Here is a 25,648-nt window from a genome sequence, read left to right on the forward strand (position 1 = left end):
GGTTGCTGATCGTCCCGACCTCCCACCCGTGCCGCGCCCGCCGGAAGCCGCTGGGCACCTCCGCCGCAACACCCTGCCCGGCCGGCCGTGCCCGCCTGGACGCCGCCGTCTCGACGGCCGGCCCGCTCGGGCCGAAGTCCCGCAACACGTCGCGGACATCCTGCGGCGCGCCCTCCGAACCTGCGGCCTCCGAACTCGCGCCCTCCGAACCCGCGTCCTCGCGGCAGGCGGCGCCACACTGTGGGCAGGAGCGCTCGGCGTCCCACCCCGACTCCCGTCCGCGCGCCAGGAACTGTCCGACGCTCCGGACGGCGGTGCCCCCGCAATCCGGGCACGGAACGGCCGCCCCCGCACCCTGCTCGTCACCCGCCATATCCACCACATCCACAACATCCATCACATCCGTCATTTCCGTGCCAGGCGGCCTACGGGCCCCCCGACCCCGCCGCCGGGCCCGTAGGGTGCGGGGATGAAGCGCTACCTGCTGACCGGCACCCCGGGGGCCGGGAAGACGGCGATCCTGCGGTGGCTGGAGTGCGAGGGCTTCCCGGTGGTCGAGGAGGCCGCCACGGACGTGATCGCCCTGCGGCAGGCCCAGGGTGAGCCGGAGCCGTGGGCGGACCCGTCGTTCGTGGACGCGGTGGTCGCCCTGCAGCGGCTCCGGCAGGAGGGGGCCGCGGGCCCGCCGGGGGAGGTGCGGTTCTTCGACCGTTCGCCGGTGTGCACGTACGCCCTGGCGGTGTACCTCGGCCATCCGGTGAGCCAGGCCCTCGCCCGGGAGCTCGACCGCATCCGGGCGGAAGGGGTCTACGAGCACCGGGTGTTCTTCGTGGAGAGCCCGGGCTTCGTCACCCCGACCGAGGCGCGGCGCATCTCGTACGAGGAGTCGCTGCGGTTCGAACGGATCCACCGGGAGGCCTACGCCCGGTTCGGGTACGAGTGCCTCCCGATCGCCCCCGGGCCCCTCGCCGACCGGGCGGCGGCCGTCGTACGGCACGTCGGCGGGCCCACCCGGCACGGGCGGCGCGGAGGCTGACGCAGCGGGTTCCCCGCCTCAGCCGAGCCCGCCGGCCTTCCTGGCCGCCTGCTCGACGCGGTCGTGGTGGGCCCGCCACCAGCGCGCGTCGCCCTCCGCGGTGTTGACGCCGTCGGGGCGCTGCCCGATGGCGCCGTCCACGAGTTCGCGGACCAGGTCGGCGTGGCCGACGTGGCGGTGGCTCTCGGCGATCATGTGGACGAGGACCCGGTGCAGGCTCTGCTCGGGGCGGTCGCCGAACGGCAGCCGGCCGGTGGCGTCCAGCGGCAGGGCCTCGATGGTGGCGTCCGAGTGCGCCCAGACCCGCCGGTAGCGTCCGGTGATCTCCTCGGTGCTCTCGTCGGCCCGCGCCCACAGGTCGGCGTTCGGCTCGGTGCCGCCGGTGAACCACAGCGGGGCCGGCTCGGGGAAGGGGCGCCCGAAGGTGTCGCCGAAGTACATCGCCTCGGCGCCGGTGAGGTGCTTGACCAGGCCCAGCAGGTTGGTCCCGGTGGGGGTGAGCGGGCGGCGCAGGTCGTACTCGGAGAGGCCGTCGAGCTTCCAGAGCAGTGCGTCGCGGGCGTCCTGGAGGTAGATCCGGAGGTCGGTCCTGTCATCCGTCACAGTCATGGGACCAGTCTGTGGAGCGCCGTCGTCCTGTCCAGCGATTTCCGGTCCTGACCGTCCGTCAGCACCCGTGCCATGATCGGGACCGTCGGCCGGGAACGAACCTCCGCGGGGGAGCAGGCGTGAGCGGTACCGAATGGACCTGGGACGAGACGCTGTTCGCCGGGACGGCCGCCCACTACACGCGCGGCAGGGTCCCGTACGCCCCCGGACTGGCGGAGGCGCTGGCCGGGGCGCTGGGGCTGGACGGCCGGGGGCGGCTGCTCGACGTGGGGTGCGGGCCGGGGACGCTGGCGCTGGAGCTGGCGCACCTGTTCGCCGAGGTCGTCGGGGTGGACCCGGACGCCGGGATGATCGCCGAGGCGCGGCGGGCGGGCGCGGCGGAGCCGGTGGTCACCTGGGTGCGGGCCCGGGCCGAGGAACTGCCGCCGGACCTCGGCACGTTCACGCTGGCGACCTTCGGCCAGTCCTTCCACTGGATGGACCGCGACCTGGTGGCGGCGACCGTACGGGGCGTGCTGCGCCCCGGCGGCGCGCTGGCGCACATCTCGGACCTGAAGGGCGAGTCGCGCCCCACCGAGGGGCTGCCGCACCCGCCGGTGCCGTACGCCGGGATCGGCGAGCTGGTCCGGCACTACCTCGGGCCGGTCCGCCGCGCGGGGCGAGGGCTGCTGCCGCACGGCACACCGGGCGACGAGTCCGCCGTCCTCGCCCGGGCGGGCTTCGCCGGCCCGCAGCGGATCGTCGTCCCGGGCGGGCGGCCGCTGGTACGCACGGCCGACGACGCGGTCGCGGGCGTCTTCTCGCTCTCCTCCTCGGCCCCGCACCTCTTCGCCGAGCGCCGTCCTGCCTTCGAGGCGGACCTCCGCGGCCTCCTCGCCCGGACCTCGCCCTCGGGTCTCTTCTCGGAGCGGCAGCCGAGCAGCGAGGTGTTCATCTGGCGCACCGCGCAGGAGCGTTGACGGGCCGGAGAAGGCCGGGGGAGGCCGGGGAAGGCCGCGGAAGGCCGGCGGGCCGAACAGGGCAGGGGGAAATGGGAGGAGGGGAGACGGTCAGCGGACGACGTCGAAGACCTGCTTCTGGAGGCCGTTCCCGTACACCTCGTGCTCGACCAGCCTCAGCTTCTGGGTGTCCTTGTCCGTCGTGCTGAACAGGCGCTTGCCGGCGCCGAGCAGCAGCGGGAAGACGAGCAGGTGGTAGCGGTCGATCAGGCCGGCGTCCGAGAGGGCGTGGTTCAGGGTGGCGCTGCCGTGCACGATGATCGGGCCGCCCTCGGTCTCCTTCAGCGCGGCGACCTCGTCGAGCGAGCGCAGGATGGTGGTCTCGCCCCAGTTCCCGACCAGGTCGTCCTCGGCGAGCGTGGTGGAGACGACGTACTTCGGCAGCGTCCGGTAGTGGGCGAACTCCGGCATGTCCGGCCACACCGGGCTGAACGCCTGGTAGCTGACCCGGCCGAGCAGCATCGCGGTGGACTCCTCCTGTTCCCGCCCCTTGATCTCGAACGCCTCGGGGAGGAACTCGATGTCCTTGAAGGTCCAGCCGGAGTTGCGGTAGCCGGGCTCGCCGCCGGGGCCCTCGACGACGCCGTCGAGGGAGACGAAGGCGGTGCTGATCAGGGTGCGCATGGGTGGTTCCTCGGTTCTCGTGCGGGTCTGGTCTGTCGGGTCTGGGTGTGTCGGGCCGGGGGTCTGTCGGGTCTGGGTCATGTCGGGTCCGAAGGGATCTGCCCGGCCTGCCGGACGGGGAGGGTCCGGCAGGCCGGGCAGCTCAGGCGAGGGCCCCGGCCAGCCACCGCTGCCAGGCGGCCTCGGCCCCGTCCGGAGCCCGGCCGAAGAGGTGGTGGAACATCAGCACCAGGCCGGAGCCGTGGTGGAAGGTGTAGAGCCCGTCGGCGGTGCGGACCCCGAAGCGCTCGTCGTCCGCCCACACCACCTCGCCGTCCAGCGGCGGCAGGCCCGACGGTCCGCCGTGGACCCGCGCGCTCACGGCGACCGGGAGCGGCAGCGCCAGGGCGCGGGCGAGGGCGGCCCGGACCTCGGGCCCCGGCCGGCCGGCCGACGGCGCGGCGGCGAAGACGGGGACGGCGGTGCGTCCGGGGAAGTGGGTGAGGTACTCGCGGAGCGTGTGGAGGTGGAAGGGCCAGCCGCGGCGCAGCGCGTCGTACTCGTCCTGCCAGTCGTCGCCGAGCAGGCCGCTGTGGACGACCCGGAGCACGGTGGCGGCGCCGTCCCGGCCCTCGATCAGGTACTCGAAGGCCATGAACCGGCCGTCCTCGCCGGTGGCCGTACGGGTGGCCAGGCGCTTCCCGGGCTCATAGGCGGTGACGACCGCCTCCTCGCGGTGACCCCCGGTCTCCATGGCGGCGGTGCCGCCCTCGCGCGGGTCCAGCTCGTTGCGGCCCATGAACCAGGAGTCGATCCCCGGACCGGTGGCGATCGCCTCCCAGACCTGTTCCGGGCTCGCCGGCAGGGAGGTCTTCAGCTCGATCTCGAACGGGTGGGTCATCGCGGGTTCTCCCGGTTCGGTGCGGTGCCGGTCTCCTCCGCCGCCGGGCCGGCGGGCCCCGCGGGGCCGGCAGGGTCGGTGAGGCCGGTGGGCCCCGTCCCAACCCCCGCGCCGGACTGCGCGCCGGGCGGGGCGGCGGGGATCTGGTGGAGTCCCACGACCACCCGGTGGCTGCGGCCCCCGGGGGCGGACTCGTCGTGGTAGCGGCTGACGAGGGTGGCCACGGACTGTGCCAGCTCCTCGGCGAAGGCGGCCCGGTCGGCGGCGGAGGCGAACCGCACCTGCGCGTCGATGCCGAAGGTGGCGACCCGCTGCCGGGCCCGGGAGGCCCCGGTCAGCAGGGTCCCGACCTCCTGCACCAGCCGGGAGCCGAGTGCCAGCAGCCAGCGGGCGGAGAGCTGGTCGGGGGAGCGGGCCGGGTCCGGGCTCACGGCGGCGAGGGCGCTGGGGGAGATCACGTACGAGGCCGCGGTGGCGCGGTACACCCGTTCGGTGACGTTGCCCTTGCGGCGCTCCTCGGCGAGTTCGACGAGGCCGTGCCGCTCCAGCTCCTTCAGGTGGTAGTTGACCTTCTGCCGGGGCAGCTCCAGCCGGGCGGCCAGCATGGCGGCCGAGCCGGGCTCGGTCAGGGCGGCGAGGAGGCGTGACCGCATCGGGTCCAGCGAAGCCTCGGCCGCGGCGGGTTCTTCGATCACGGCGACTTCCAGCACCGTTCCAGCATCCAGCCGACAAAAAAATTTGTCAAGGAAAAAATACTTGTCGGGAGCCTGAGGGTGAGAGTGCCGCCCGGCGGTCCACGCTCTCAGGAGGCGGCCCCGCGAGATGGTCCGCATCCATCCGATCGTCCAGCACGTCGGGCAGCCGCGCAGGGCGAGCAGCCCCACCGGCAGGAGGACGAGGCCCATGCGGGCCGCCCACGGAAGGCCGCCCACGGAAGGCCACCTACGGAAGGCCGTCCACGGAAAGCCGCCCGCGGCGAACGAACGCCCCGTCACACCCGCCGGGCCCGCGGGCGGCGCGGTTCCACGAGAGCGGCCGGGTGCACGGCGCCGGTGCCGAAGCGCAGGCCGGCCCGGTCGATGACCGGCTCCAGCGTGCGGGCGTTCTCGATGAGCCGGTCGAAGGTCAGCTGCTCGGCCCCGCGGGCCGCCGCGGCCAGTTCGCCGACCCGCACCGTCACCGCCCGCACGCGTGCCCGTTGCAGTGCGAGTGCGGAGAGCAGCTCGTACAGCCCCCGTTGCAGGGCCGGGGTGTGGGCGGTCGGCTCGCCGAGGGTGCGTGAGCGGGTGCTGGTGGACCGGTCGGCGTAGGTGACCTGTAGTTCGACACCGCGGGCGATCTGCCCGGCCGTCCGCAGCCGGGTACCGAGGTCGGTGGCGGCGGACAGCAGGGCGCGCCGGAGCTCGGCCGGGTCGAGGACGTCGCGGTCGAAGCGGCGTGTGCTGGTGATGCCGGCGGGCGGTCCTGCCGGTGCGACGGTGCGCCGGTCGGTGCCGTGGGCGCGCTCGTGCAGGAGGCGCCCGGTGGAGGCGCCGACGACGCGCTGCACGGTGGCCAGGGGAAGGTCGGCGAGGCCGCCGACCGTCTCGATCCCGTACCGGGCCAGCTGGCGTTCCAGGGCGGGGCCGACACCGGGCAGGGCGCGCAGCGGGCGGCCGCGCAGGAACCGCTCCGACTCGGCCCGGTCGGCGGGCAGGACGTGGACGGTGCCGGGCGTGGCGGCGTCGGCGGCCAGGGTGGCGAGCATGCGGTTGGGCCCGATTCCGCCCGTGCTGGCCAGTCCGTAGCGGGCGGCGAGCCGGGTTTGCAGCCGGTCCGCGAGCTGTTCCGGTGCCAGCCCGAAGTAGCGTGTGGCGCCGGCCAGGTCCAGGAGCGCGCTGTCCGGGGGGAGTGCCTGGACGACGGGGGTGGTGTCGCCGAGCACCGTGAACAGTTCGCGGTAGGTATCGAAGCCGGCACGGTGGACGCGCAGGTGAAGAATCGTTCCCGCGCTGGTGTCGGTGGGAGTCAGCGGGTGCGTGGCCATCCGGCGGGTGGTCAGCGGGTGCGTGGTCATCCGGCGCTCCCCTGGCTGGCGTGCCACAGCCGGCCCGCGCCACGGCCGGGCCTCGGCCGGCCCCTCTCCACACCGTCCGCACCATCCGGGCCGTCCGCACCATCCGGGCCGTCCGTACCATCCGGGCCGGAGTGTGGTGCGGGATCGGTGGCGAGCAGGGCCCGGACGGCGGCGGTGCCACCGTCCTGGTGGGCGTCGGCGACCTCCTCCAGGTTCCAGGCGTGGCTGCCGATCACGGTGACGGACCTGCCACGGCGTGAGACGGTGCCGCGCGCGAGCAGCAGGAAGTGGTGGAAGAGCGGATAGGCGGCCTGCTCATGGGTGTCGTCGAAGTAGGTCAGGTCGACCTGGCCGCCCTTGCCGCCGTCGTCCAGCGACACGAAGACGGTGCGGCGCCCGGAGCGCATCGGCGGGGTCTGGATGGCGACCTTCGCGCCGGCCACCAGTACGGTCGCGCCGGCCGGCTGCTCCCGCAGCAGATGGGAGGGGGTGACGCCGAGTTCGTCCAGCAGCGGGTGGAGCGGTTCCATGAGGTGCCGGGAGGCGTCCAGGCCGATCACCTCCAGTTCGGCCTCCAGTTCCTGGCCGGGCGTCATCGGCGGCAGTCCGCTCGTTCCCGCGGGCGGGGCGACGGGCGGGGCGAGGGTGAGCTGGCCCGGGCCGACGGCGGAGCGGTGGTGCCGGTGGAGTTCGTCGATCTGCAGGAGCAGGTCGCGGCGTCCGCTCCCGGGGGCGAGGGTGGCGAACGCGCCGATCCGGGCCAGCCGGTCGGCGACCGGCTGGCCGGGCCGGGCGCGGGCCCAGAAGTCGGCGAGGTCGTGGAAGGGCTGGCCCTCCTGGATGCGGGCGGCCTGGTCGGCGGTGATGCCGCGGACGTCGGCCAGCGAGACGCGCAGGCCGAGGCGGCCGTCCGCGAGCTGCTCGGTCCGGTAGCCGGTGGCCGAGTGCTGGACGTCCAGCGGCAGGATCGCCACGCCGCGCCGGCGGGCGTCGGCCAGCACGAGGCGCTTGGGGTACATGCCGGGGTCGTGTTCGAGCAGCCCGGCGTAGAACGGCGCCGGGTGGTGCGCCTTCAACCAGGCGCTCTGCAGGGTCGGCAGGGCGAACGCGGTCGCGTGGGCGCGGGCGAAGCCGTAGGCGCCCATGTTCTCCAGCATCCGCCACACCTGGTCGACCACCGCCGGCCGGTATCCGGCTTCGGCGGCGCGTTGCCGGTACCAGCGCTCCAGCTTCGACAGCCGCTCGGGCTTCGCCAGGGCGCGCCGGGCTTCCTCGCCCATCGCCAGGTCGGTGCGGGTCATGGTGGCGAACAGGCCGGCCACCTGCTCGTTGTAGATGACCACGCCGTAGGTGGAGCGCAGCCACGGCTCCAGGTCGGGGTGGGGGTAGCTGACGGGCTTCCTGCCGTGCCGGCCGAGGAGGAAGGGCCGGATCATGTCGGCCTGTACCGGGCCCGGCCGGAACAGCGAGATCTCCGCGACCAGGTCGGCGAAGGTCTCCGGCTGGAGGCGGCCCAACAGGTCCTTCTGGCCGGGGGATTCGAGCTGGAACACGCCCAGCGACTCGCCCTCGCGCAGCAGCTCGTAGGCGGCCGGGTCGTCGAGGGGCACCTGGGCGGGGTCGTCCAGGTCGATCCGCTCGCCGGTGGTCCGTTCGATCTCGCGGATCGCGTACGCCATGGACGACTGCATGCGCACGCCCAGCACGTCGAGCTTCAGGAGGCCGAGACCGTCGCCTTCGACGTCCTCCTTGTCGAACACCGTGGCGGGAAAGCCCTCGCCGGCGGTCGGCACGACGGGGGTGCGCCGCAGCAGGGTGGCGTCGGAGAGGATGACGCCGCACGGGTGCATGGCCGTGCCGCGGGGCAGTGCGTCGAGGCCTTCGACCAGGTCCCACAGCCTGTCGTACCGGCCCGCCACGGCGGCGACCTGCCGCAGCTCCGGCAGTTCCCGCAGCGCGGTGCGGGCCGAGCGGGCGGTGATGTGCGGGAACGCCTTGGCGAGCCGGCCGACCTCGTCCGGGGGCAGGCCGAGGGCCAGGCCGGCGTCGCGGATCGCCCACCGCACCCGGTAGGTCTCCGGCATCGACAGGGTGCACACCCGCTCGGTGCCGAACCGGTCCATGATCCGGCGGTAGACCTCCAGGCGGCGGGCGGACTCCACGTCGATGTCGATGTCCGGCAGGGAGCGGCGGCGCAGGTTGACGAACCGTTCCATCAGCAGCTCGTGGTCGAGCGGGTTGGCGAAGGAGACGCCGAGCAGGTGCACCACCAGGGAGCCCGCGCCGGAGCCGCGCGCCTGTACCCGGATGCCCATCTCCCGGACGTCGTCGACGATCCGCGCGACGGTGAGCGCGTACGAGGGCCAGCCGAGCGTGTTGAGCACCTGGAGTTCGGCCTCCAGGCGGGCCCGCATGGTGGGGGAGCGGTCGTATCCGTGGCGGACCATCGCCGCCTCGCACCGCTCGCGCAGCACCTGGGCGGACCGGCCGGGGGCGACGCCGATGACGTGCTCCTCGGGGAAGTGCACCCGGCCGATCCCGAGATCGGCGTACGGGTCGAGGCGGCACTCGGAGGCGGTGCGGGCGGTCGCGGCCAGCAGGTGCGCCGCCCCACCCCGCTCCTGCCCGGCCGCGCGGACGACCTCCTCGGCGAGGCCGGCCATCCCGGCGGCGTCCTTCAGGGACCGCTCCCCGTTGCAGACCCGGCCGGGTCGGATCGGGGTGAGCAGCCGGGCCGAATCCAGGACGTCGGCGATCGGAGCCCGGTCGCCGGTCGCGTAGCGCACGGCGTTGGTGAGGACCGCCGGCAGGTCCAGCTCGGCGGCGAGGCCCACGGTGCGGGCGGCCAGCCGCAGCGAGCCCGGGCCGGTGCCGGTGCGGCGGTGGTGCACGGCCTCCAGCCGCAGGTACGGCCCGAAGACGTCACGCCACGGTGCCAGCAGTTCGGTCGCCAGGTCCGTGCGGCCGTCGGCCAGCGCCCGCACCGGCTCGGACGCCGGACCGAGGAGTACGGTCAGGCCTTCTCTGTGCCGCCGGATCGCGCTCCAGGGCACGATCGGCTGCCCGCCGCCGGCCTGTTCCCTGGCGGCCCAGCCGGCGGTGACCAGCGCGCACAGGTTCGCCCAGCCCTGCCCGTCACGGGCCAGCAGCGTGACCCGGGGCGCCGAGTCGGCGACGAACGCCCCGCCCCGTGCGGGCGTGCGGCCTTTCGACGGCGCCGGCCGAGCGGACTGGAGGAGCGGGACGGCGAGGTCCGCCCCGAACAGCGGCCGGACCCCGGCCCCGGCGCAGGCCCGGGCGAACCGCACCGCCCCGGCCACCGTGTCCCGGTCGGTCAGTGCCAGCTCCCGCAGGCCCAGCTCCACCGCCCGTTCGACCAGCCGGCCCGGCAGTGAGGCGCCGTAGCGCACCGAGTACCCGGAGGCGACGTGCAGATGCGCGAACATCCGACATCACCTCCGGTTCCCTGCGCTCGGCCCCCTTCGTCGACACCCGGCTCCCCTTCCGATTTCTCCAGCGTAGACCGTATTCGATTGTTTGTTCGACAAGCTCGTCAAGCCGTTACCCCGGGTGGGCCGACCGTGCCGTACGGTGACGGGGCCTTGCGGCGGGCACCAGGACGGGCCGGCGCGTCGTGCCGCGGGCGGGGTGGCGGCGAGGAGGGAGCGTGCCGGCTACCGGTCCCCGCCGGCGAGCGCGGCCGCCAGGACGGGCCCGATCCGGGCCAGCGCCGCGGGGCGCATCATCCGCAGATGCGTGGTGGCGATCGCGTGGGTCGTGATGCGGCCGCCGATGTGCGGGCGCCACTCCTCGGCCAGTGCGTTCGGTCCGGCCGTGCACAGCAGCAGGTCGCCGCCGAACCGGCCGGGGGTGAAGCGCTCGCGCAGCCGGCCGGTGTGCCCGAGGGTGGCGGTGATCCGGGTGATCGTCTCCTCCGGCAGGCTGGCATCGCCGATCTCCTCCGCGAGTGCCTCCTCGCGCGTGGTGCCGGCCGGGTCCTCCGCCTGCGCGCCGTCGGTCTCCGCGGCCACCGGCGCCACGTCCAGAACGGCCAGCAGCGCCACCTCCTGTCCCTCCCGTTCGAGCCGGACCGCGATCTCGTGGGCGACCAGCCCGCCGAACGACCAGCCGAGCAACCGGTACGGTCCGCTCGGCTGCACCGTGCGGATGCGGCGCAGGTAGTCCGCCGCCAACTGCTCGACGGTCTGCGGCATGGCGCAGTCGCCGCTCAGGCTCGGTGCCTGAAGCCCGTACAGCGGCGTCTCCGGATCGAGGTGGTGCAGCAGGCCGGCGTAGGACCAGCTCATCCCGCTGGACGGATGGACGCAGAACAGCGGTGGCCGGCTGCCGTGCCCCCGCAGTTCGAGCAGGACGTCCCGGGCCCCGCCCTCGGTGCTGTGACCCGCGATCAGCCGCGCGAGCGCGGCCGGTGTCGGTGCCTCGAACAGGGCGCTGACTCCCAGCTCCACCCCCAGCGCGGTCCGCACCCGGTTCACCAGACCCGTCGCCACCAGCGAGTGCCCGCCGAGGTCGAAGAACCCGTCGTCCGGGCCGACTTCGTCGATGCCGAGCACGTCGGCGAACACCGTGCACAGCACCGCCTCCACCGGCGAGCGAGGACGGCCGGCCGACACGTCGAACACCGGCGCGGGAAGCGCCCGCCGGTCGACCTTGCCGGTGGGCGACGACGGGAACTCCGCGGAGACCATGACCACCGCCGGCACCATGTGGGCGGGGAGCTGCCGGGAGGCGAACTCCCTTGCGGCCGGGCCCAACCGCGACGGGTCCACCGGACCGGCGGGCCTGTTTGGCGTGACGTGCCCGACCAGGCACCGCTCGCCCCGGCCGTCGGTGCCGGCGACGACCACCGCGTCCGCCACGCCGGGGCACCGGGCCAGCACCGACTCGACCTCGCCCAGCTCGATCCGGAACCCCCGGATCTTCACCTGGTCGTCCATCCGCCCCGAGTACTCCAGCCCCCAGCGCCCCCAGCGCACGAGGTCGCCGGTCCGGTACAGGCGCTCGCCGGCACCGCCGAACGGATCCGGCACGAACCGGTCGGCCGTCAGCCCTCCGCGGCCCCAGTAGCCCCATCCCACGCCCGTGCCGCCCACGTACAACTCGCCCACCACACCGGGCGGTACCAGGTTCAGCCCGTCGTCCAGGACGTAGCAGCGAACGCCGGGGAGCGGCCGGCCGACCAGACCGGTCACGGCCGTCCGGTCGTGGCCGAGGGCGGCGTGGGTGACGTGCACGGTGGTCTCGGTGATGCCGTACATGTTCACCAGCTCGGGTTTGCCCGGACTGTGCCGCCCGTACCACTCCTCCAGTCTCGCCAGGTCGAGCGCCTCGCCGCCGAAGACCAGGTAGCGCAGGGCCAGCCGGCCCGAGGTGGCCGGGTCCTCGGCATCGGCCCGCGCCAGCTCGTAGAACGCCGACGGGGTCTGGTTGAGGACGGTGACCCGCTGGTCGGCGAGCAGCCGCAGGAAGTCCGGCGCGGACCGGGCGGTGTCGACCGGGACCACCACCAGCGTGCCACCGTGGAGGAGCGCGCCCCACAGCTCCCAGACCGAGAAGTCGAACGCGTAGGAGTGGAACAGCGTCCAGACGTCCTCGGGCCCGAAGTCGAACAGGTCGCGGGCGGCGGCGAACAGCGCCATCACGCCGGCGTGCGGGACGACGACGCCCTTCGGCCGTCCCGTCGACCCGGAGGTGTAGATCATGTAGGCGGCGTCGCCGGGATCCCGCACGACCGGCGGAGCGCCGTCGGGGGCCTGCGCCAGCCGGGCCGCCACGGCCGGATCGTCCAGCAGGAGCACGGGGCCGTCCCCGGGCCGCGGCACCCCGGACGTGCCGACGACCACGACCGGGCCCGCGTCCCGCACCGTCCACGCGACGCGTTCCCCGGGATAGCCCGGATCCAGCGGCAGGTAGGCGGCGCCGGTCTTCAGCACGGCGAGCAGCGCCACCGGCAGGTCCTGGGACCTCGGCAGGCACACCCCGACGAACGCGCCGGGGCGGGCACCGGCCCCTGCCAGCAGGCGGGCCAGCCGGTTCGCCCGGCTGTCGAGCTCCCGGTAGGACAGCGACAGTTCACCGCACACCACCGCGACGGCGTCCGGTCGTCGGCGCGCCTGCTCCTCGAACAGGTCGATCAGGTTCGCGGTCACCATCGAAGACCTTCCCTTTCCCTCGGCGCCGGATCGGAAGAAGCACTGAGCCGGACCCAGGTGGCCTCCGCCCGGCCGAACTCGGTGCCGTCCGGACCGAACAGCGCGCTGGCCACCCGCGCGGTCCGTCCGACGGTCGCGAGGCGCCGGGCCACGACGACCGCGGGCTCGCCGGGCGGAGGGACCGCGTGGACGCGCGCGGACATCCTGCCGAGCACGTAGGGAGAGCCGCTCTGGTCGAGGGTCCAGCCGCCGGGGCAGTCCAGCACGGCCCACACGGTGTCCGGGTCCCGGTCACCGGGGGTCCAGGTGCACGCGACGACATCCGGCAGGCCGTCCACACCCCCCGGGGTCAGACGCAACGCGGCCGGGTCGGTCCTGGCGGTTCCACACACCACGCACTCCGGGAACGGGTGCGCCGCCGCACCCGCGAAGGACCCGCCCGCCCGGTCCGCGGCGGTGGCGGTGACGAACGGCGCCACCGCCGGCCGGTCGTGCGCCGCGGCGGACACCGTCGCGACGAGCTCGTCCCCGTGCCAGACCAGCGCCCGCCCGCGGTGCGGGCGGACGGCCAGCTCGGTGTCGAGCGGCGGGGCCGCGTGCAACTGGACCACCGCGGCCGTCCCGACCACGCCGGCCGCGGTCCTGGCGAACATCCCGCACGCGTATCCGCCGTTCGCGCTGCCGGGTGGGCCGTTGTGGGTCCGGGGGATCCGGCAGGTCCGCACCTCAGTCATCCGAGGCCATTCCGTCGGCGAACTGCGCCAGCAGCGCGTCCGGGGCGTCCAGGAACGTGTGGTGCACGCCCGGCAGCACCACCCGGTGGACCTTCTCGGAGTACTGGTCCCACCCGCCCATGCGCTCGGGGGCGACCTCGTGGTCGGCCGACCAGCCGATCGTGGTGATCGCGGTGTCCAGCAGCACCGGCCCGGCCGGCCGGTAGGCCCTGTTGGCCTCGACGTCCGCCCGCAGCACCTCGGTGACGAGATCCAGGACGGAGTCGTCGAGCTCGCTGTCGCTCAGCGCGACCAGTTCCGCGCGGAGCTGCTCGTCGGTCATCGTCAGGTAGCTGCCGTAGGGGCCCTCGTGGGGCGCGACCTGGGAGGAGCAGAACAACCGCCGTGGCATCGGCAGCCCCTCGCGGTGCAGCACGACGGCGACCTGGAACGCGATCAGCGCGGAACTACAGTGCCCGAACAGCCCGAAGGGGCGGTCCATGGCGGGCAGCAGCGCCTCGACCAGGTCCTCCGCGAGCTGTTCGTAGGTCCCGAAGTGCGGTTCGCGCAGCCGGTTCTCCCGGCCGGGCAGCTGCACCGGGCAGAGGCCGGTACCGCCCGCGGCGTCCGGCCACCGGCCGAACATGGAGGCGCCCGCGCCCGAGTAGGGCAGGCAGAAGATCCGCGACGGGGTCTCCCCCGGCGGCCGGGGCAGCCACCTGCGCAGGGGAACAGCCGGTCCGTTCGTCATGGCCGTACTCCTCGTGCCGTCACCGGCAGGCTGGTGTATCCCGCGATGAAGTTCGACCGCAGCCGCACGGGTTCGCCGACGACCTCGATGCCGGTGAAGCCGGTCAGCAGCTCGTGGAACAGGACCCGCAGCGCGACCCGGGCGACGGTGTGCCCGACGCAGTAGTGCGGGCCGACGCCGAAGGCGATGTGCTTGTTGGGACGCCTGCGGACGTCGAACGTGTCGGGCCGCGCGAACACCGCCTCGTCGCGGTTGGCCGAGCCCAGCCAGGCGACGACCGCGTCGCCCGCGTGGACCGTGACGTCACGGATCCGCACGTCCCGCCTGGCGTAGCGCATGAAGTGCTGCGCGGGAGAGGACCAGCGCAACGCCTCCTCCACCCCGCTGACCAGCAGGTCCGGGTGCGCCGCCCAGTCGGCCAGCGCGTCGGTTCCGGCGAGTTCGAGCAGGGCGGCGCTCGGCGGCTGGGCGGTGGTCACGTTGGCACCGAGCAGCAGGCTGTAGCAGTTGGACACGATCTCGCTCGGCGCGAGCCCCTCCCCGTCGACGCGCATGCCCAGCATCACGCCGATCAGGTCGTCGCCGGGGGCGGCGGCGTGCCGCTCCGCGACCACGTCCTGGAAGTAGGCGAACAGCTCACGGTGCGCTCTGACGAGCGTCCTCTCCGGGCCGCCCGGGCCGGCGAAGACCGGGTCGTCCGGCGCGATGGACGCGCCCGTCAGCCTGGTCAGATCGGGCCAGTCCGACCGGGGGAGCCGCATCCACGAGCCGATGACCGCCATCGGCACGGCCGCCATCGCCGCGGCGAAGTCGAACACGCCGCCGTCCTTCATGGGGGCGAGCAACTCCCGGACCAGGGACCGGATGCGCGGCAGGTCGCGCTCCACCTCCCGGACCGACAGGGCGCGTTGCAACGGTTCCCGCATCCTCGCGTGCCGGGGCGGGTCGGTGACCGCCATCTGCCGGCCGCCGGCCGGGTCGCCCTTGCCGAGGAGGGTGAGCAGCGATCCCTGTTCGGAGGTGAACGTGCCGTGGTCGCGCAGCACGTGCTGCACGTCGTCGTACCGGGTCACGGACCAGAACCCGCCGTCGCCGACCGGATGCCAGCTGACCGGCGCCTCCCGTCGCAGGGTGCGCCAGACGGCGTGCACGTCCGTGGTGGCGAACGTCCCCGGCTCGAACAGGTCGACCGCCGGGGCGGCGTGCATCGGGCACCGGCCCGGCTCCACGGCGAGGGTCATCGCTGCGCCCCGCTCCGGATGGCGGTCTCCAGCTCCTCGCCGAGTTCGCGAAGGGTCGGCTGCAGGTAGAGGACGCGGGCCGGGAACGCGACACCGAACTCCGCCCGCACCGAGCCGAGCAGGTCCGAGGCGTTCAGCGAATGGCCGCCGAGGTCGAAGAAGTCGTCGTCGGCGCCGATCGGCTCCACGCCGAGCACGCGTGTCCACAGTTCGGCCAGGCGGTGCTCCACGTCGGTCCTCGGCGCGACGAACTCGTTCGGCACGTTGCGCGCCGTCAGGTCCGCCTCGGGCAGCGCGCCGCGGTCGATCTTCCCGTTGCCGGTCAGGGGCAGGGTTTCCCGCACCAGGACGGTCCACGGGACCATCGGCGCGGGCAGGACCGCGCGCAGCTGTTCGCGCAGCCGCTCGCCCCAGTGCGGCGCCGGATCGTCCTCCGGCACGACGTGGGCCACCAGCCGTTTCGTCCCGTCGGCGGCGGTCCGTACGACGACGGCGGTCCGGCTGACCCCAGGCAGGCGGTGCAGCGCGGCCTCGACCGCACCCGGCTCGATCCGGTGACCGAGGATCTTGACCTGGTCGTCGACCCGGCCGACGAACTCGCAGGCGCCGTCGGGCCGCAGCCGGACGAGGTCGCCGGTGCGGTACATCCTCGCCCCCGGCTCGGGCGCGAACGGGTCGGGGACGAACCGGTCGGCCGTGGCGCCCGGCCGGCCGAGGTAGCCGAGGGCGAGCCCGGCTCCCGACGCGTACAGCTCACCGCAGGCGCCCGCCTCGACCGGCCGCAGACCGGCGTCCAGCACCGCGATCCGGGTGCCGTTGACGGGTGTTCCGATCGGAACCGTGTCGAGGCCGTCCCCGGCGCCGGCGTCGGTCGTCCAGGTCGTGGTGAAGGTCGTGTTCTCGGTCGGACCGTACCCGTTGGTGAACGTGATGCCCGGATGCGCGGCGAGCAGACGCGCGACCGGACCGGGCTGGATCACGTCGCCGCCCGCGACGAGGTGACGCACGCCGGCGAACGCGCCGATGTCGTGCGCGGCCACCTCGTGGAACAGGCCGGCGGTCAGCCACAGCACCGTCACACCGTGCCCGCGCAGGGTCCGCGCCACCACGTCCGGGGTCATCCGGCCGGCCGGCGCCACCACGAGGTGGCAGCCGTGGGTCAGCGGTGCCCAGATCTCGAAGGTGGCGGCGTCGAACGCCAGGGGAGCCGCCTGGAGGAACACGTCGTCCCGGCGGACGGTCATCCAGTTCATGTCCGTGACCAGCCGGAGGACCGCGCGGTGCGGGACCATCACGCCCTTCGGCTGCCCGGTCGAGCCGGACGTGTAGCCGACGTAGGCGAGGTCGTCGGCGGTGGTGCTCGCCGGAGCGCCGGAGGACGGGCCCGCGGCCGACGGCGAGAGCGTGGTGAACCGGCCGGGAACGCACTCCCGCAGCCGGTCGTCGGCCACCACGACCTCCACGCCGGCGTTCGCCAGCAGGTCGCTCCGCCGCTGTGGCGGGTCGTCGGGGTCGATCCCGACGTAGGCGGCGCCGGCCCGCAGGATCGCCAGCAGCGCCGGGACCAGCTCGGTGGAGCGCCTCATCAGGACACCGACGACGTCGCCCCGCCGGACGCCGGCCGCGGTCAGCGCGTCGGACAGCCGGTCCGCCCGGCGGACGAGCTGGTCGTAGGTCAGGGTCTCGCCGTCGAACGTGACCGCGGGGGCCGAGGGATTCCGCACGGCCTGCCGGAGGACGCTTTCGTACAGCATTCTACTTTCCGTCCATTCGCCGGCGGACACTCAGCGGCCTCATGTCGGTCCACACGAGGTCGATGTGGTCCAGGCACTCCTGCCGGGGCCCGCGGAACCCCTCGACGGCCCACCCCGCCGGAACTTCGCGGTCGGCCAGGAGAATCGAGTACTGTTCCTCGCCGTTGAGCACGACGACGTAGTCGACGTCGTCGTCGATGTCCACCATGACCGACCTCCGCATTTCTTCGACAAGCGATGTGAACTGTTGTGGGACACCGTCCGATCGCACGTTTCCCTGCGATCGGACATCTCTATGTCCGCCCGACGCGAGTCGTCGTCACCACCACGACCGCGACCAGCGGTGCCAGTGCCGCCAGGAGCAGACCCGCCCCGGCGCCGAACCGCGTCACGAGCCAGCCGGCCGCCGGGCTGGCGAGCGCTATGCCCACGTAGCCGATGGCGGAGAAGTATCCGAACGCCTCCGCCAGCCGCGCCGGCGGAGCCTGTTCGGGGACCAGCAGGATGACCGCGCTGTCGCCCGGCGCGAAGGCCACTCCGGCGACCAGGAAACAGGCGACGGCGAGCCACAGCCAGGGTGCCGCGGCGGCGCCCGCCAGGACGGCGCCGTACACGGCGATCAGTGCGCACGCCACCGTGCGGGTCCGCGCCTTCCGCAACGGGTTCGTCGACGGCAACGCGGCGTAGACCGAACCACTGACCGCACTCGTGGCGAAGAGGCCGGCGAGCACCAGGCCGCCGTTCGTCGCGGCCGAGCCGTGGCTGGTCATCAGGGCCGGCAGCGACACGTCGAGCGCGCCGAGGTTGATCCCGATCCCCGCGTTGAGCACGAGCGGCGCCCACAGCGAAGCGAGCAACGCGCGCACCGAGGAGCGCTGTTGCGCCGGGCTGCCCGGTTCCCTCCTCGGCAGCGTCCAGCTGAGCAGGGCGCCCGCGGCCGTCACGGCGGCCACGACGCCGATGCAGGCCTGCGGTCCGACCGCGGCGGCGACCACGGCCGCCAGCGCCGGACCACCGATCCAGGCCACCTGCACCGCGACCGCGTCGACCGCGTACGCCCGGGAGAGCTGCGCGGAGGGGAGGAAGTGGGGCAGGACCGACCGGTAGGCCCCGCCCACCCCGGCGCCGGCGGACGCGGCCAGCACGACGAACACCAGCAGCAGCCACAGGGGAGCCCCCGCGGCCGCCGCGACCGACGTGGCGACGAGCCCGGCGGTCGCGGCGAGCAGCGACCACCCGAGGGCGCGGGGCAGCAGGGCCCGGTCCATCTGCCGGCCGCGCCACGGGGCGCACAGCGCGTAGGTCATCGCGCTCGCGCCGCTGAGCAGTCCACTGCCCACGAAGGACCCGGTCATCTCGTGCGCGGTGAGCACCAGCGCGACCGGAAGCGCGGTCTGCGGCAGTCTGGCCAGGGATGCCGCGGCCAGCCACCGCAACCAGATCGGATTGTGCCGCAGCGGCTTGGCCGGCGCGTTCACCGGTGGGCTGGCGGTGTCCTGCACGTGCTGTCTCCTCATCTCAGATGGGCATCGCGCCGCTGAGCAGCGCTTCGCGCTCGCTGGGCAGCAGCACGTCGGCGGTGTCGAGCCGGGCCGCCGGATCGGCCACCGCGGCACGCATCACCTGGACCAGCCGCTGGGTGAGTGCCACGACGGTCTCCTGGTCGAAGACGTCGTCGGCGAACTCGACCAGGCCGGCCATGCCTTCGGGGCTGCCGTCGGCGCCGCGCCGCTCGGTGAACGAGAACGACAGGTCGAACTTGGCCGTCTGTACGTCGATCTGACGCCTGGTCACCGCAACGCCGGGCAGGTCGAGCGCGGCCTCGCCAGCGCTCTGCAACGTGAGCGTCACCTGGAAGAGCGGGTTGTAGCTCAACGAGCGCGTCGGCTTGAGCGCCTCGACCAGCCGCTCGAACGGCACGTCCTGGTTGGCGTACGCGGCCAGGTTGGTCTCGCGCACCCGTGCCAGCAGGTCGCCGAACGTCGGGTTGCCACCGGTGTCGGTGCGCAGGACCAGGGTGTTGACGAAGAAGCCCACCAGGTCGTCGAGCGCGTCGTCGTTGCGGCCGGCGATCGGCGCACCGATCGGGATGTCGGTACCCGCGCCGATCCGGGTGAGCAGACCGGCCAGCGCCGTCTGCAGCGCCATGAACAGGCTGGCGCGTCCGGTGCCGGCGAACCGCGCGAGGCCGGCGTGCAGATCGGCGTCCAGCTCGAAGTGCACGGTCCCGCCGCGGTGGCCGCGCACGGCCGGGCGAGGCCGGTCCAGCGGCAGCTCCAGCGGCTCGGGCAGGCCGGCCAGCTGCCCGGTCCAGTACTCCACCTCGCTCGTGGCGGCCCCGCCGTCGGCGCCGAGGACCTCCCGCTGCCACAGCGCGTAGTCCGCGTACTGGACCGGCAGCGGCGTCCACCGCGGTGCGCTGCCCGCGCGCCGGGCCGCGTACGCGGTGGACAGGTCCCGCAGCAGCGGCCGCATCGACCAGTGGTCGGTGGCGATGTGGTGCAGGCAGATCAGCAGCACGTGCCGGCTGGGGCCGAGCCGGAAGAGCACCGCCCGCAGCGGCGGCGTGCCCGCGAGGTCGAACCGGCGGTCCACTTCGGACGTCATCGCGTCGGCGATCCCGGACTCCGAGGAGTCCACGGTGGTCAGCACCGGGCTCCCGGGGTCGAGGACGTGCTGCCACGGCTCGTCGCCGGACACCGGGAACGCGGTCCGCAGGCTTTCGTGCCTGGTCATCACGTCACCGATGGCCGCTCGCAGCGCGGTCGCGTCCAGCTCGCCGGTCAGCGAGAAGGCCGAGGGGAGGTGATAGGCGGAACCGTGCCCGGCCGACGTCTCCAGCTGCTCGACGAACCACAGCCGGCGCTGCGCGAAGGACAGCGGCACGCGCTCCGGGCGGCGCATGACCCTGGCGGGCGGCCTGTTCGGCGCCAGCTCGTCGATGGCGTTGGCGATGCCCGCGACGGTCTGCCGTTCGAAGATCACCCGCACCGGCAGGGCCACGCCCAGCACCGAACGCACCCGGCTCGCCAGCTTGGCGATCTGCAACGAGTGCCCGCCGAGCTGGAAGAAGTCGTCGTCGACCCCGACCTCGGCGATCTTCAGCACGTCGGCGACCAGCCGGCACAGCAGTTCCTCCTGCGGGGTGCGCGGGGCGCGGCCGCCGGCCGTCCACTGCGGTGCCGGCAGTGCCGCCGCGTCCACCTTGCCGTTGGCGTTCACCGGCATCCGGTCCAGCACGACGAACGACGCCGGTACCATGAACGCGGGAAGGGCGTCGGAGAGGTAGCGCCGCAACCGCGCCGGTACGAGCCGGGTGCCGTCCGCCCCCACCGCGTACGCCACCAGCCGGACGTCCCCCGGCACCGGCTCGACGGCGGTCACGACCGCCTGTGCCACGTCGGGGTGTTCGAGCAGGGTCGCCTCGACCTCTCCCGGTTCGACCCGGTAGCCCCGGATCTTGACCTGGTGGTCGGCCCGGCCGGCGAAGACCAGGGTGCCGTCGCCGGTCCACCGGGCCAGGTCGCCCGTGCGGTACATCCGCGCACCGGTGCCCGCGAACGGATCGGGCAGGAACCGCTCCGCGGTGAGTCCTGGCCTGGCCAGGTAGCCGCGGGCGACGCCGTCACCGGCGACGAAGATCTCGCCGACCACTCCCGGCGGGACCGGTCGCGACTCCCCATCCAGCAGGTAGACCCGCTGGTTCCACACCGGACGGCCGATCGGAACGGCCGTGGACCGCCCCTCGGCGGCCTCCCGGCCGGGCTGGGCGAGCATGCTCACGGCGTGCGTCTCGGTCGGACCGTAGTAGTTGAGCAGCCTGCGCTCCACGGGACCGCCCAGCAGCGTCCGCATGTCCTCGCTCAGCATCAGGGCCGATCCCGCCTGCGCGACGTCGGTGAGCGCGGGCAGGTCGAGGCCCTCGGCGACGGCGGCCGAGCAGATGCTGTCGATCATCAGGTTCGGCGCGATGACCATGGTCACCCGGTGCCGGTCCAGCCAGTGCACCAGCCGTACCGGATCGGTGCGCACGTCGGGTTCGGGAATCGCGACCGTGCCGCCGCTGATCAGGGCGGGCAGGGTCTCCTCCAGGGACACGTCGAACCCCACGCTCGCCAGGTGCGCGATGACGCCGTCGGCGCTCCCCGTGGCGCGGTCCGCCTGCCAGCACAGCATGTTGAGCAGACCGGCGGCGGGCATGACCACGCCCTTGGGCCGGCCGGTCGAGCCGGAGGTGTAGATCAGGTAGGCCGCGGCGGCGGGGTCGGAGGGGGGACGTTCGTCCCCGGTGAGCGCCGTCGCCGGGTGCCGCTCGATCCGCGCCGTGTCGTCGGGGGAGTCGACGACCAGGGCACCGGGCACCCGGTGGGCGTGCTCGCGGTGGGTCACCACGACCACCGGCGCGGCGTCCCCGACCATGAAACCGAGCCGCTCGTCGGGGTAGTCCGGATCCACCGGCAGGTAGACCGCCCCGGCCTTGACCGTGGCCAGCAGCGCGACCAGGAGGTCCACGGACCGGTCCAGCAGCACCGCGACGACGCGCTCCCGGCCGGCGCCCCGGCTGATCAGCTCCCTGGCCAGCCGGTTCGCCCTGGCGTGGAGCTCCGCGTACGTGACGCTCGCGGTGTCCGTGACGACGGCGACGGCCGACGGTGTCCGTGCGGCCTGGTCGTCGAGCAGGGTCACCAGGTCGGCGGCCGGAAGGGACCGGGCGGAGTCGTTCCACTCCGTCAGCACCCGGTGCCGGCCGGCCGCGGACAGCAGTTCGCCCCGCGAGACCGGCCGGTCCGGATCGGAGACGGCCTGCGCCAGCACCAGGCGGAAGTGCTCGGCCACGGCCTCGACGGTGCCCCGGTCATACAGGTCGGCGGAGTACTCGACCACTCCGTCGATCCCGCACGGCGTGCCGTCGGCGGATCGCCGTTCCTCGACCGAGAAGAACAGTTCGAACCGGGACACCCCGATGTCGACGGGGTCGAACCGGGAGACGACGCCGGGCGCGTCGAGCGCGGGATCGACGTGCGTCTGCACCGCGAGCATCACCTGGAAGAGCGGGTTCAGGCCGAGCGAACGAACCGGGTTGAGCGCCTCGACCACGTGCTCGAACGGCACGTCCTGCGCGTCGAACGCGGCGAGATCGGTCGCCCGGACGCGCTCGACCAACTCACGGAAGGTCGGCTCGCCTGAGGTGTCGGTACGCAGCACCAGCGTGTTGACGAAGAATCCGACGAGGTCGTCGAGCGCGGCGTCCGTACGCCCGGCCGCGGGTGCGCCGATCGGCAGGTCGGTGCCCGCGCCGAGCCTGGTCAGCAGGGCGCCGAGGCCCGCGTGCAGGAGCATGAACAGCGTCGCCTGGTGCTCCCGGCCGAGATCGGTGAGCCGCCGGTGCAGGTCCGCGTCGAGACGGAAGGGCACGCGTCCGCCGCGGTAGCCGGCGGCGGCGGTGCGGGGGCGGTCGGCGGGCAGGGCGATCTGCGCGGGCAGGTCCTCGAGCGCCGTCAGCCAGTAGCCCAGCTGCCTGGCGAGCATCCCGTCGGTGTCGTCCTCGGCGAGTTCCCGCTGCCACTGGGCGTAGTCGGTGTACCGCACGGGCAGGTCCGGCCACGTCGGAGCCGCACCGGCCAGCCGGGCGCGGTAGGCGGCGGACAGGTCGTGCCGCAACGGCTCGAACGACCAGCCGTCGACCGCGATGTGGTGGAACGAGAGCAGGAGGACGTGCTCCCGCGGGCCGAGGACGAACAGGCACGCCCGCAGCGGCGCGTCGACGGTCAGGTCGAAGCCCTCGGCCGCGCGCCGCCGGACCGCCTCCGGCGCCTCGCCGGGCTCGACGTGGACCACCGGAAGGACGGTGGCCAGGCCGGGAACCTCCAGGACCTCCTGCCTCGGCGTGCCCGACTCGGCCGGGAAGACCGTCCGGAGGACTTCCTGCCGGGAGATCACGTCGCGCACCGCGTGGCGGAGGGCGTCGCGGTCCAGCTCGCCCGACAGCCACATCGCCACCGGGATGTTGTAGCCGGCCCCACCACCGTCGACCTGGTTGAGGAACCAGAGCCGTTGCTGGGCGTACGACAGGGGGACCTGCGCGGGCCGTTGCCTCGGCTCGACGGGCGGACGTGTCGTCCGGTACGAGTCGAGCCTGCCCGTCAGACCGATCGGGGTCGGCGAGGCGAAGAACTCCCGCGCGGTGACGTCGACCCCGAAGGCGGCACGCAACCGGCCGAGAAGGCGGGAGGCCAGCAGCGACTGACCGCCCAGTTCGAAGAAGTCGTCGTCCGGAGCCACCGCGGGGAGGCCGAGGAGATCGGCGAACATCGACCGGACGAGATCGGTTCTCGGGTCCATTCCCGATCGCTCCCTCGTGGAGTCGTGATACACGGACATTGACGCCCCCTTGTGCGGTGCAACACGGTGCCGGCCGAATCCGGCGGCTGTTCATGCTTCTGACCGGTCGGACATTTCCTGGAAAGAGTCCGGTCGGGCCGGTCGGATCCCGGTCACTCGGAATGGAACGAGAAAGGCAGGAATTCGAGGCTGTTGGTGACGTAGGACGGTTTGCGCCGCGGCTCACCGACCAGCTCGATCCTCGCCACGCCGCGCATCGTCTCCTCCAGGAAGACCCCGGTCATCAGCCTGGCCAGCGGTGCGCCGATGCAGAAGTGGCGACCGCCGCCGAAGCTCACGTGCGGGTTGGGGTTCCTGTCCAGCCGGAGCTCCGTCGGCCGGTCGAACACGGTCTCGTCCCGGTTGAGCGACGACAGCCACACGCTCACCGCCTGACCGGCCCTGATCTCGACGTCGCCGAGGGGCGTGTCGACCACGGCGGTGCGCATGAGGTGGTTCACCGGCGTGGTCCAGCGCACGAGTTCGTCGATGGCCGACCGGAGCGGGACCGCCCCGGAGCGCAGCGCGGCCAGCTGCGCCGGGTTGTCGAGCAGGGCGAGCAGACCGCCGGACAGCACCTGGCGCGTCGTCTCCCCGGCCGCCACAGCCAGGTTGTCGCAGGTCAGGATGATCTCGTCGTCGGTGATGTCCAGCCCGTCCGCCTGGGCGAGGACGAACGCCGACACCACGTCGTTCGTCGGCCGGGCCCTGCGCTCCTCGATCAACTCGGCGTAGTAGGCGAGCACTTCGAGGTGCGCCTGGTGCGAGACCATCCCGTCCAGGTCCGCGATGTTGTCCACGGCCGCTTCGGTGAAGCCGGCGACCCGCTCCACGTCCTCGCCCTCGACACCGAGCAGGCCGGCGATGACCTGCAACGGGTACCGCGCCGCGACGTCGTTGACGAAGTCGTGGGGGCCGGCATCGACGACACCGCGCAGCAGGGACCGCGACACCTCCGTCGCCCTGGCCCGGAATCCGGCGGCCGCCTTGGGCGTGAAGAGCGCGGCGGCGGCCTTCCGGAGCACGTCGTGCCGGGGCGGGTCGGACAGCGTCATCATCACCCCCGCACCCGGGTACGGGTCGGAGAGGTTGGGCCGCAGGAACGTTCCCCCGGCCGAGCTGAACCGCTTCCAGTCGCTCAGGACGGCAAGGCCTTCGTCATAGGTCGTGACCGCCCAGAACGGCTCGTGATCCGGTTCGTCGTGCCAGGAGACCGGGCGTTCCCTGCGCAGTCGCGTCCAGACGGCATGCGGATCGCCGTGGGAATAGAGATGGGGATCGGTCAACCCGGTGATGGCGGGCGAGGCCACGTGTCAGCTCCTTCGCGTGGTGGGTGCCGGTCGCAGGGCGGTACGAACCGCGTCGGCGATGACGGAATCCACGGCGGTCACTTCGCTAGGACCGGACGGAAGGCGCGATCATCCCGGTCTCGACGGCCAGCCGGTCGAAGAACGCGGTCCAGTGACGCCACATCTCCTCGGCGGAGTCGAGGACCGCCTGCTCCTGCTCCGGGGTGAGTCCCGAGAACAGGGCGTTGGTCGCCTGGTCGACGTGGTCGGGCTCCTGGGTGACGTGGATGTCGACCCACGCGTTGCGCTCCGTGCCGGACTCCCGGGTGACCGCCTCGCCGATCGCCGAGACCATCAGCAGGTCCGTGACCTCGGTGGCGAAGATGCCGCCGAGCGCGGAGCACCGGTCCGCCGAGCACTTCTCGTACCAGGCCAGCAGCGCGGCGGTCTCCGCGAACGGCGCGGAACCGGTCACCGTCCCGTGGTCGTAGCCCGCCTTCTCCATGCTGTCGGCGTAGATCACCTCGTGGGCGGCCCTGGCCGACCGGGCACCGGCCTCCTGCGAGAGGATCCGGGTGATCGCGCTCTTGGACTCGATGTCGGGCAGGACCGAGATGCAGCGCGCGAGGAAGGTCGGGAAGTAGTGCAGCGGGTGCCACCACTGGCCGAGGAAGGTCTCCACGTGCTCGTGCGAAAGGTCGCGGCTGTGCACCTGCCTGAAGAACTCGTGGTCGACGAAGGCGCGGTGCGCCTCGCTTCCGACGAGTCGGTCGGATATCGATCCAGCGATTTCGACGGTCATGGTATTCGTCTCCTTTTCGAGGCCGGCCCGCACCGTCCGGGATTCCCGATAAAGGTGCGGGACCGGGCGGCTCGCCCACGGCGAGTTCCCCCGCACCGGGGACCAGTATTGGCGCGGTGGTCGAACGGAGACAGAAACTTCAGGCTTATCCGGTGTAGTCACCACGACTACCCGCGGCGGAAATCGGGATTCGGGCCCGGCCGGTATCCGCGGTGACGCCGGGTGCCCGCACGGGAGCACCCGGTACTCGAATGTGAGTACCGGGTGCCGGGGGCGTCGAACTTCTGTGGAAACGGCGAATTCCGGTGCGGTCCGCCGCCTCTCCCGAAGGGCGGTGCGGG

The 25,648-nt window shown here is 73.5% G+C and carries 18 protein-coding genes; 2 read left to right on the forward strand and 16 right to left on the reverse strand.

Annotated elements, in window-relative coordinates:
- The first annotated feature begins 469 nt into the window (after positions 1–469).
- Positions 470–1,036: an AAA family ATPase gene (locus ACIQOW_RS04365; protein ID WP_401079608.1), complete on the forward strand. Its 567-nt coding sequence runs from the start codon at positions 470–472 to the stop codon at positions 1,034–1,036.
- Positions 1,037–1,054: 18 nt separating this feature from the next.
- Here the strand turns inward: ACIQOW_RS04365 and ACIQOW_RS04370 are convergent, their stop codons facing one another.
- Entirely contained in the window at positions 1,055–1,645 is a 591-nt protein-coding gene (locus ACIQOW_RS04370; protein WP_401079610.1) for a DinB family protein, read from the reverse strand.
- Positions 1,646–1,764: 119 nt separating this feature from the next.
- On the opposite strand from ACIQOW_RS04370, the gene ACIQOW_RS04375 reads away from it, so the two are divergent.
- Positions 1,765–2,604 carry a class I SAM-dependent methyltransferase gene (locus tag ACIQOW_RS04375; protein WP_401079612.1) on the forward strand — a complete coding sequence of 280 codons (840 nt, stop codon included), beginning with the start codon at positions 1,765–1,767 and terminating at the stop codon, positions 2,602–2,604.
- A 90-nt stretch (positions 2,605–2,694) separates the two neighbouring features.
- On the opposite strand, the gene ACIQOW_RS04380 is transcribed toward ACIQOW_RS04375, so the two are convergent.
- The 15 genes from ACIQOW_RS04380 to ACIQOW_RS04450 form a co-directional block, all read right to left on the reverse strand.
- The gene (locus ACIQOW_RS04380) at positions 2,695–3,267 is read right to left on the reverse strand and encodes a dihydrofolate reductase family protein (RefSeq protein ID WP_401079614.1); all 573 of its coding nucleotides are present in this window, start codon (positions 3,265–3,267) and stop codon (positions 2,695–2,697) included.
- A 142-nt stretch (positions 3,268–3,409) separates the two neighbouring features.
- Positions 3,410–4,147: an SRPBCC domain-containing protein gene (locus ACIQOW_RS04385; RefSeq protein WP_401079616.1), complete on the reverse strand. Its 738-nt coding sequence runs from the start codon at positions 4,145–4,147 to the stop codon at positions 3,410–3,412.
- Positions 4,144–4,857, reverse strand: coding sequence for an ArsR/SmtB family transcription factor (locus ACIQOW_RS04390; RefSeq protein ID WP_401079618.1), 714 nt, complete (start codon positions 4,855–4,857; stop codon positions 4,144–4,146). The genes ACIQOW_RS04385 and ACIQOW_RS04390 overlap by 4 nt, the downstream gene beginning before the upstream one ends.
- Positions 4,858–5,138: 281 nt before the next feature.
- Positions 5,139–6,203 (reverse strand): DNA polymerase thumb domain-containing protein, encoded by a 1,065-nt coding sequence (locus ACIQOW_RS04395; RefSeq protein WP_401079620.1) that lies wholly within the window; start codon positions 6,201–6,203, stop codon positions 5,139–5,141.
- A complete protein-coding gene (locus ACIQOW_RS04400) occupies positions 6,200–9,649 on the reverse strand; it encodes a DNA polymerase III subunit alpha (protein WP_401079623.1) in 3,450 nt (1,149 codons plus the stop codon). Before ACIQOW_RS04400 ends, ACIQOW_RS04395 begins: the two co-directional genes overlap by 4 nt.
- Positions 9,650–9,877: 228 nt before the next feature.
- Positions 9,878–12,376, reverse strand: coding sequence for an amino acid adenylation domain-containing protein (locus ACIQOW_RS04405; protein WP_401079625.1), 2,499 nt, complete (start codon positions 12,374–12,376; stop codon positions 9,878–9,880).
- Complete coding sequence (locus ACIQOW_RS04410; protein WP_401079627.1) at positions 12,370–13,110, reverse strand: hypothetical protein; 741 nt, start codon at positions 13,108–13,110, stop codon at positions 12,370–12,372. Before ACIQOW_RS04410 ends, ACIQOW_RS04405 begins: the two co-directional genes overlap by 7 nt.
- A complete protein-coding gene (locus ACIQOW_RS04415; RefSeq protein ID WP_401079629.1) occupies positions 13,103–13,840 on the reverse strand; it encodes a thioesterase II family protein in 738 nt (245 codons plus the stop codon). Before ACIQOW_RS04415 ends, ACIQOW_RS04410 begins: the two co-directional genes overlap by 8 nt.
- Positions 13,837–15,081, reverse strand: a complete 1,245-nt coding sequence (locus ACIQOW_RS04420; protein ID WP_401079631.1) for a cytochrome P450 — start codon at positions 15,079–15,081, stop codon at positions 13,837–13,839. The genes ACIQOW_RS04415 and ACIQOW_RS04420 overlap by 4 nt, the downstream gene beginning before the upstream one ends.
- Positions 15,078–16,835, reverse strand: a complete 1,758-nt coding sequence (locus tag ACIQOW_RS04425; protein WP_401079633.1) for an amino acid adenylation domain-containing protein — start codon at positions 16,833–16,835, stop codon at positions 15,078–15,080. The genes ACIQOW_RS04420 and ACIQOW_RS04425 overlap by 4 nt, the downstream gene beginning before the upstream one ends.
- Position 16,836: 1 nt before the next feature.
- Entirely contained in the window at positions 16,837–17,043 is a 207-nt protein-coding gene (locus ACIQOW_RS04430; protein ID WP_401079635.1) for an MbtH family protein, read from the reverse strand.
- An 85-nt stretch (positions 17,044–17,128) separates the two neighbouring features.
- Positions 17,129–18,337, reverse strand: coding sequence for an MFS transporter (locus tag ACIQOW_RS04435; protein ID WP_401079637.1), 1,209 nt, complete (start codon positions 18,335–18,337; stop codon positions 17,129–17,131).
- Positions 18,338–18,353: 16 nt separating this feature from the next.
- Positions 18,354–23,177, reverse strand: coding sequence for an amino acid adenylation domain-containing protein (locus ACIQOW_RS04440; RefSeq protein WP_401079639.1), 4,824 nt, complete (start codon positions 23,175–23,177; stop codon positions 18,354–18,356).
- Positions 23,178–23,329: 152 nt separating this feature from the next.
- Positions 23,330–24,526, reverse strand: coding sequence for a cytochrome P450 (locus ACIQOW_RS04445; protein WP_401079641.1), 1,197 nt, complete (start codon positions 24,524–24,526; stop codon positions 23,330–23,332).
- Between the two features lie 85 nt (positions 24,527–24,611).
- Positions 24,612–25,307 carry a TenA family transcriptional regulator gene (locus tag ACIQOW_RS04450; RefSeq protein ID WP_401079643.1) on the reverse strand — a complete coding sequence of 232 codons (696 nt, stop codon included), beginning with the start codon at positions 25,305–25,307 and terminating at the stop codon, positions 24,612–24,614.
- Positions 25,308–25,648 lie beyond the last annotated feature (341 nt).

The organism is Kitasatospora sp. NPDC091335 (genome assembly GCF_044757205.1).
Classification (GTDB): Bacteria; Actinomycetota; Actinomycetes; order Streptomycetales; family Streptomycetaceae; genus Kitasatospora.

What these genes read in the sequence shown, in the direction of transcription:
- ACIQOW_RS04365 (WP_401079608.1), top strand. Translation starts at nt 470, where the DNA reads ATGAAGCGCTACCTGCTGACCGGCACCCCGGGGGCCGGGAAGACGGCG.
- ACIQOW_RS04370 (WP_401079610.1), bottom strand. Translation starts at nt 1,645, where the DNA reads ATGACTGTGACGGATGACAGGACCGACCTCCGGATCTACCTCCAGGAC.
- ACIQOW_RS04380 (WP_401079614.1), bottom strand. Translation starts at nt 3,267, where the DNA reads ATGCGCACCCTGATCAGCACCGCCTTCGTCTCCCTCGACGGCGTCGTC.
- ACIQOW_RS04385 (WP_401079616.1), bottom strand. Translation starts at nt 4,147, where the DNA reads ATGACCCACCCGTTCGAGATCGAGCTGAAGACCTCCCTGCCGGCGAGC.
- ACIQOW_RS04395 (WP_401079620.1), bottom strand. Translation starts at nt 6,203, where the DNA reads ATGACCACGCACCCGCTGACCACCCGCCGGATGGCCACGCACCCGCTG.
- ACIQOW_RS04400 (WP_401079623.1), bottom strand. Translation starts at nt 9,649, where the DNA reads ATGTTCGCGCATCTGCACGTCGCCTCCGGGTACTCGGTGCGCTACGGC.
- ACIQOW_RS04405 (WP_401079625.1), bottom strand. Translation starts at nt 12,376, where the DNA reads ATGGTGACCGCGAACCTGATCGACCTGTTCGAGGAGCAGGCGCGCCGA.
- ACIQOW_RS04410 (WP_401079627.1), bottom strand. Translation starts at nt 13,110, where the DNA reads ATGACTGAGGTGCGGACCTGCCGGATCCCCCGGACCCACAACGGCCCA.
- ACIQOW_RS04415 (WP_401079629.1), bottom strand. Translation starts at nt 13,840, where the DNA reads ATGACGAACGGACCGGCTGTTCCCCTGCGCAGGTGGCTGCCCCGGCCG.
- ACIQOW_RS04420 (WP_401079631.1), bottom strand. Translation starts at nt 15,081, where the DNA reads ATGACCCTCGCCGTGGAGCCGGGCCGGTGCCCGATGCACGCCGCCCCG.
- ACIQOW_RS04425 (WP_401079633.1), bottom strand. Translation starts at nt 16,835, where the DNA reads ATGCTGTACGAAAGCGTCCTCCGGCAGGCCGTGCGGAATCCCTCGGCC.
- ACIQOW_RS04430 (WP_401079635.1), bottom strand. Translation starts at nt 17,043, where the DNA reads ATGGTGGACATCGACGACGACGTCGACTACGTCGTCGTGCTCAACGGC.
- ACIQOW_RS04440 (WP_401079639.1), bottom strand. Translation starts at nt 23,177, where the DNA reads ATGGACCCGAGAACCGATCTCGTCCGGTCGATGTTCGCCGATCTCCTC.
- ACIQOW_RS04450 (WP_401079643.1), bottom strand. Translation starts at nt 25,307, where the DNA reads ATGACCGTCGAAATCGCTGGATCGATATCCGACCGACTCGTCGGAAGC.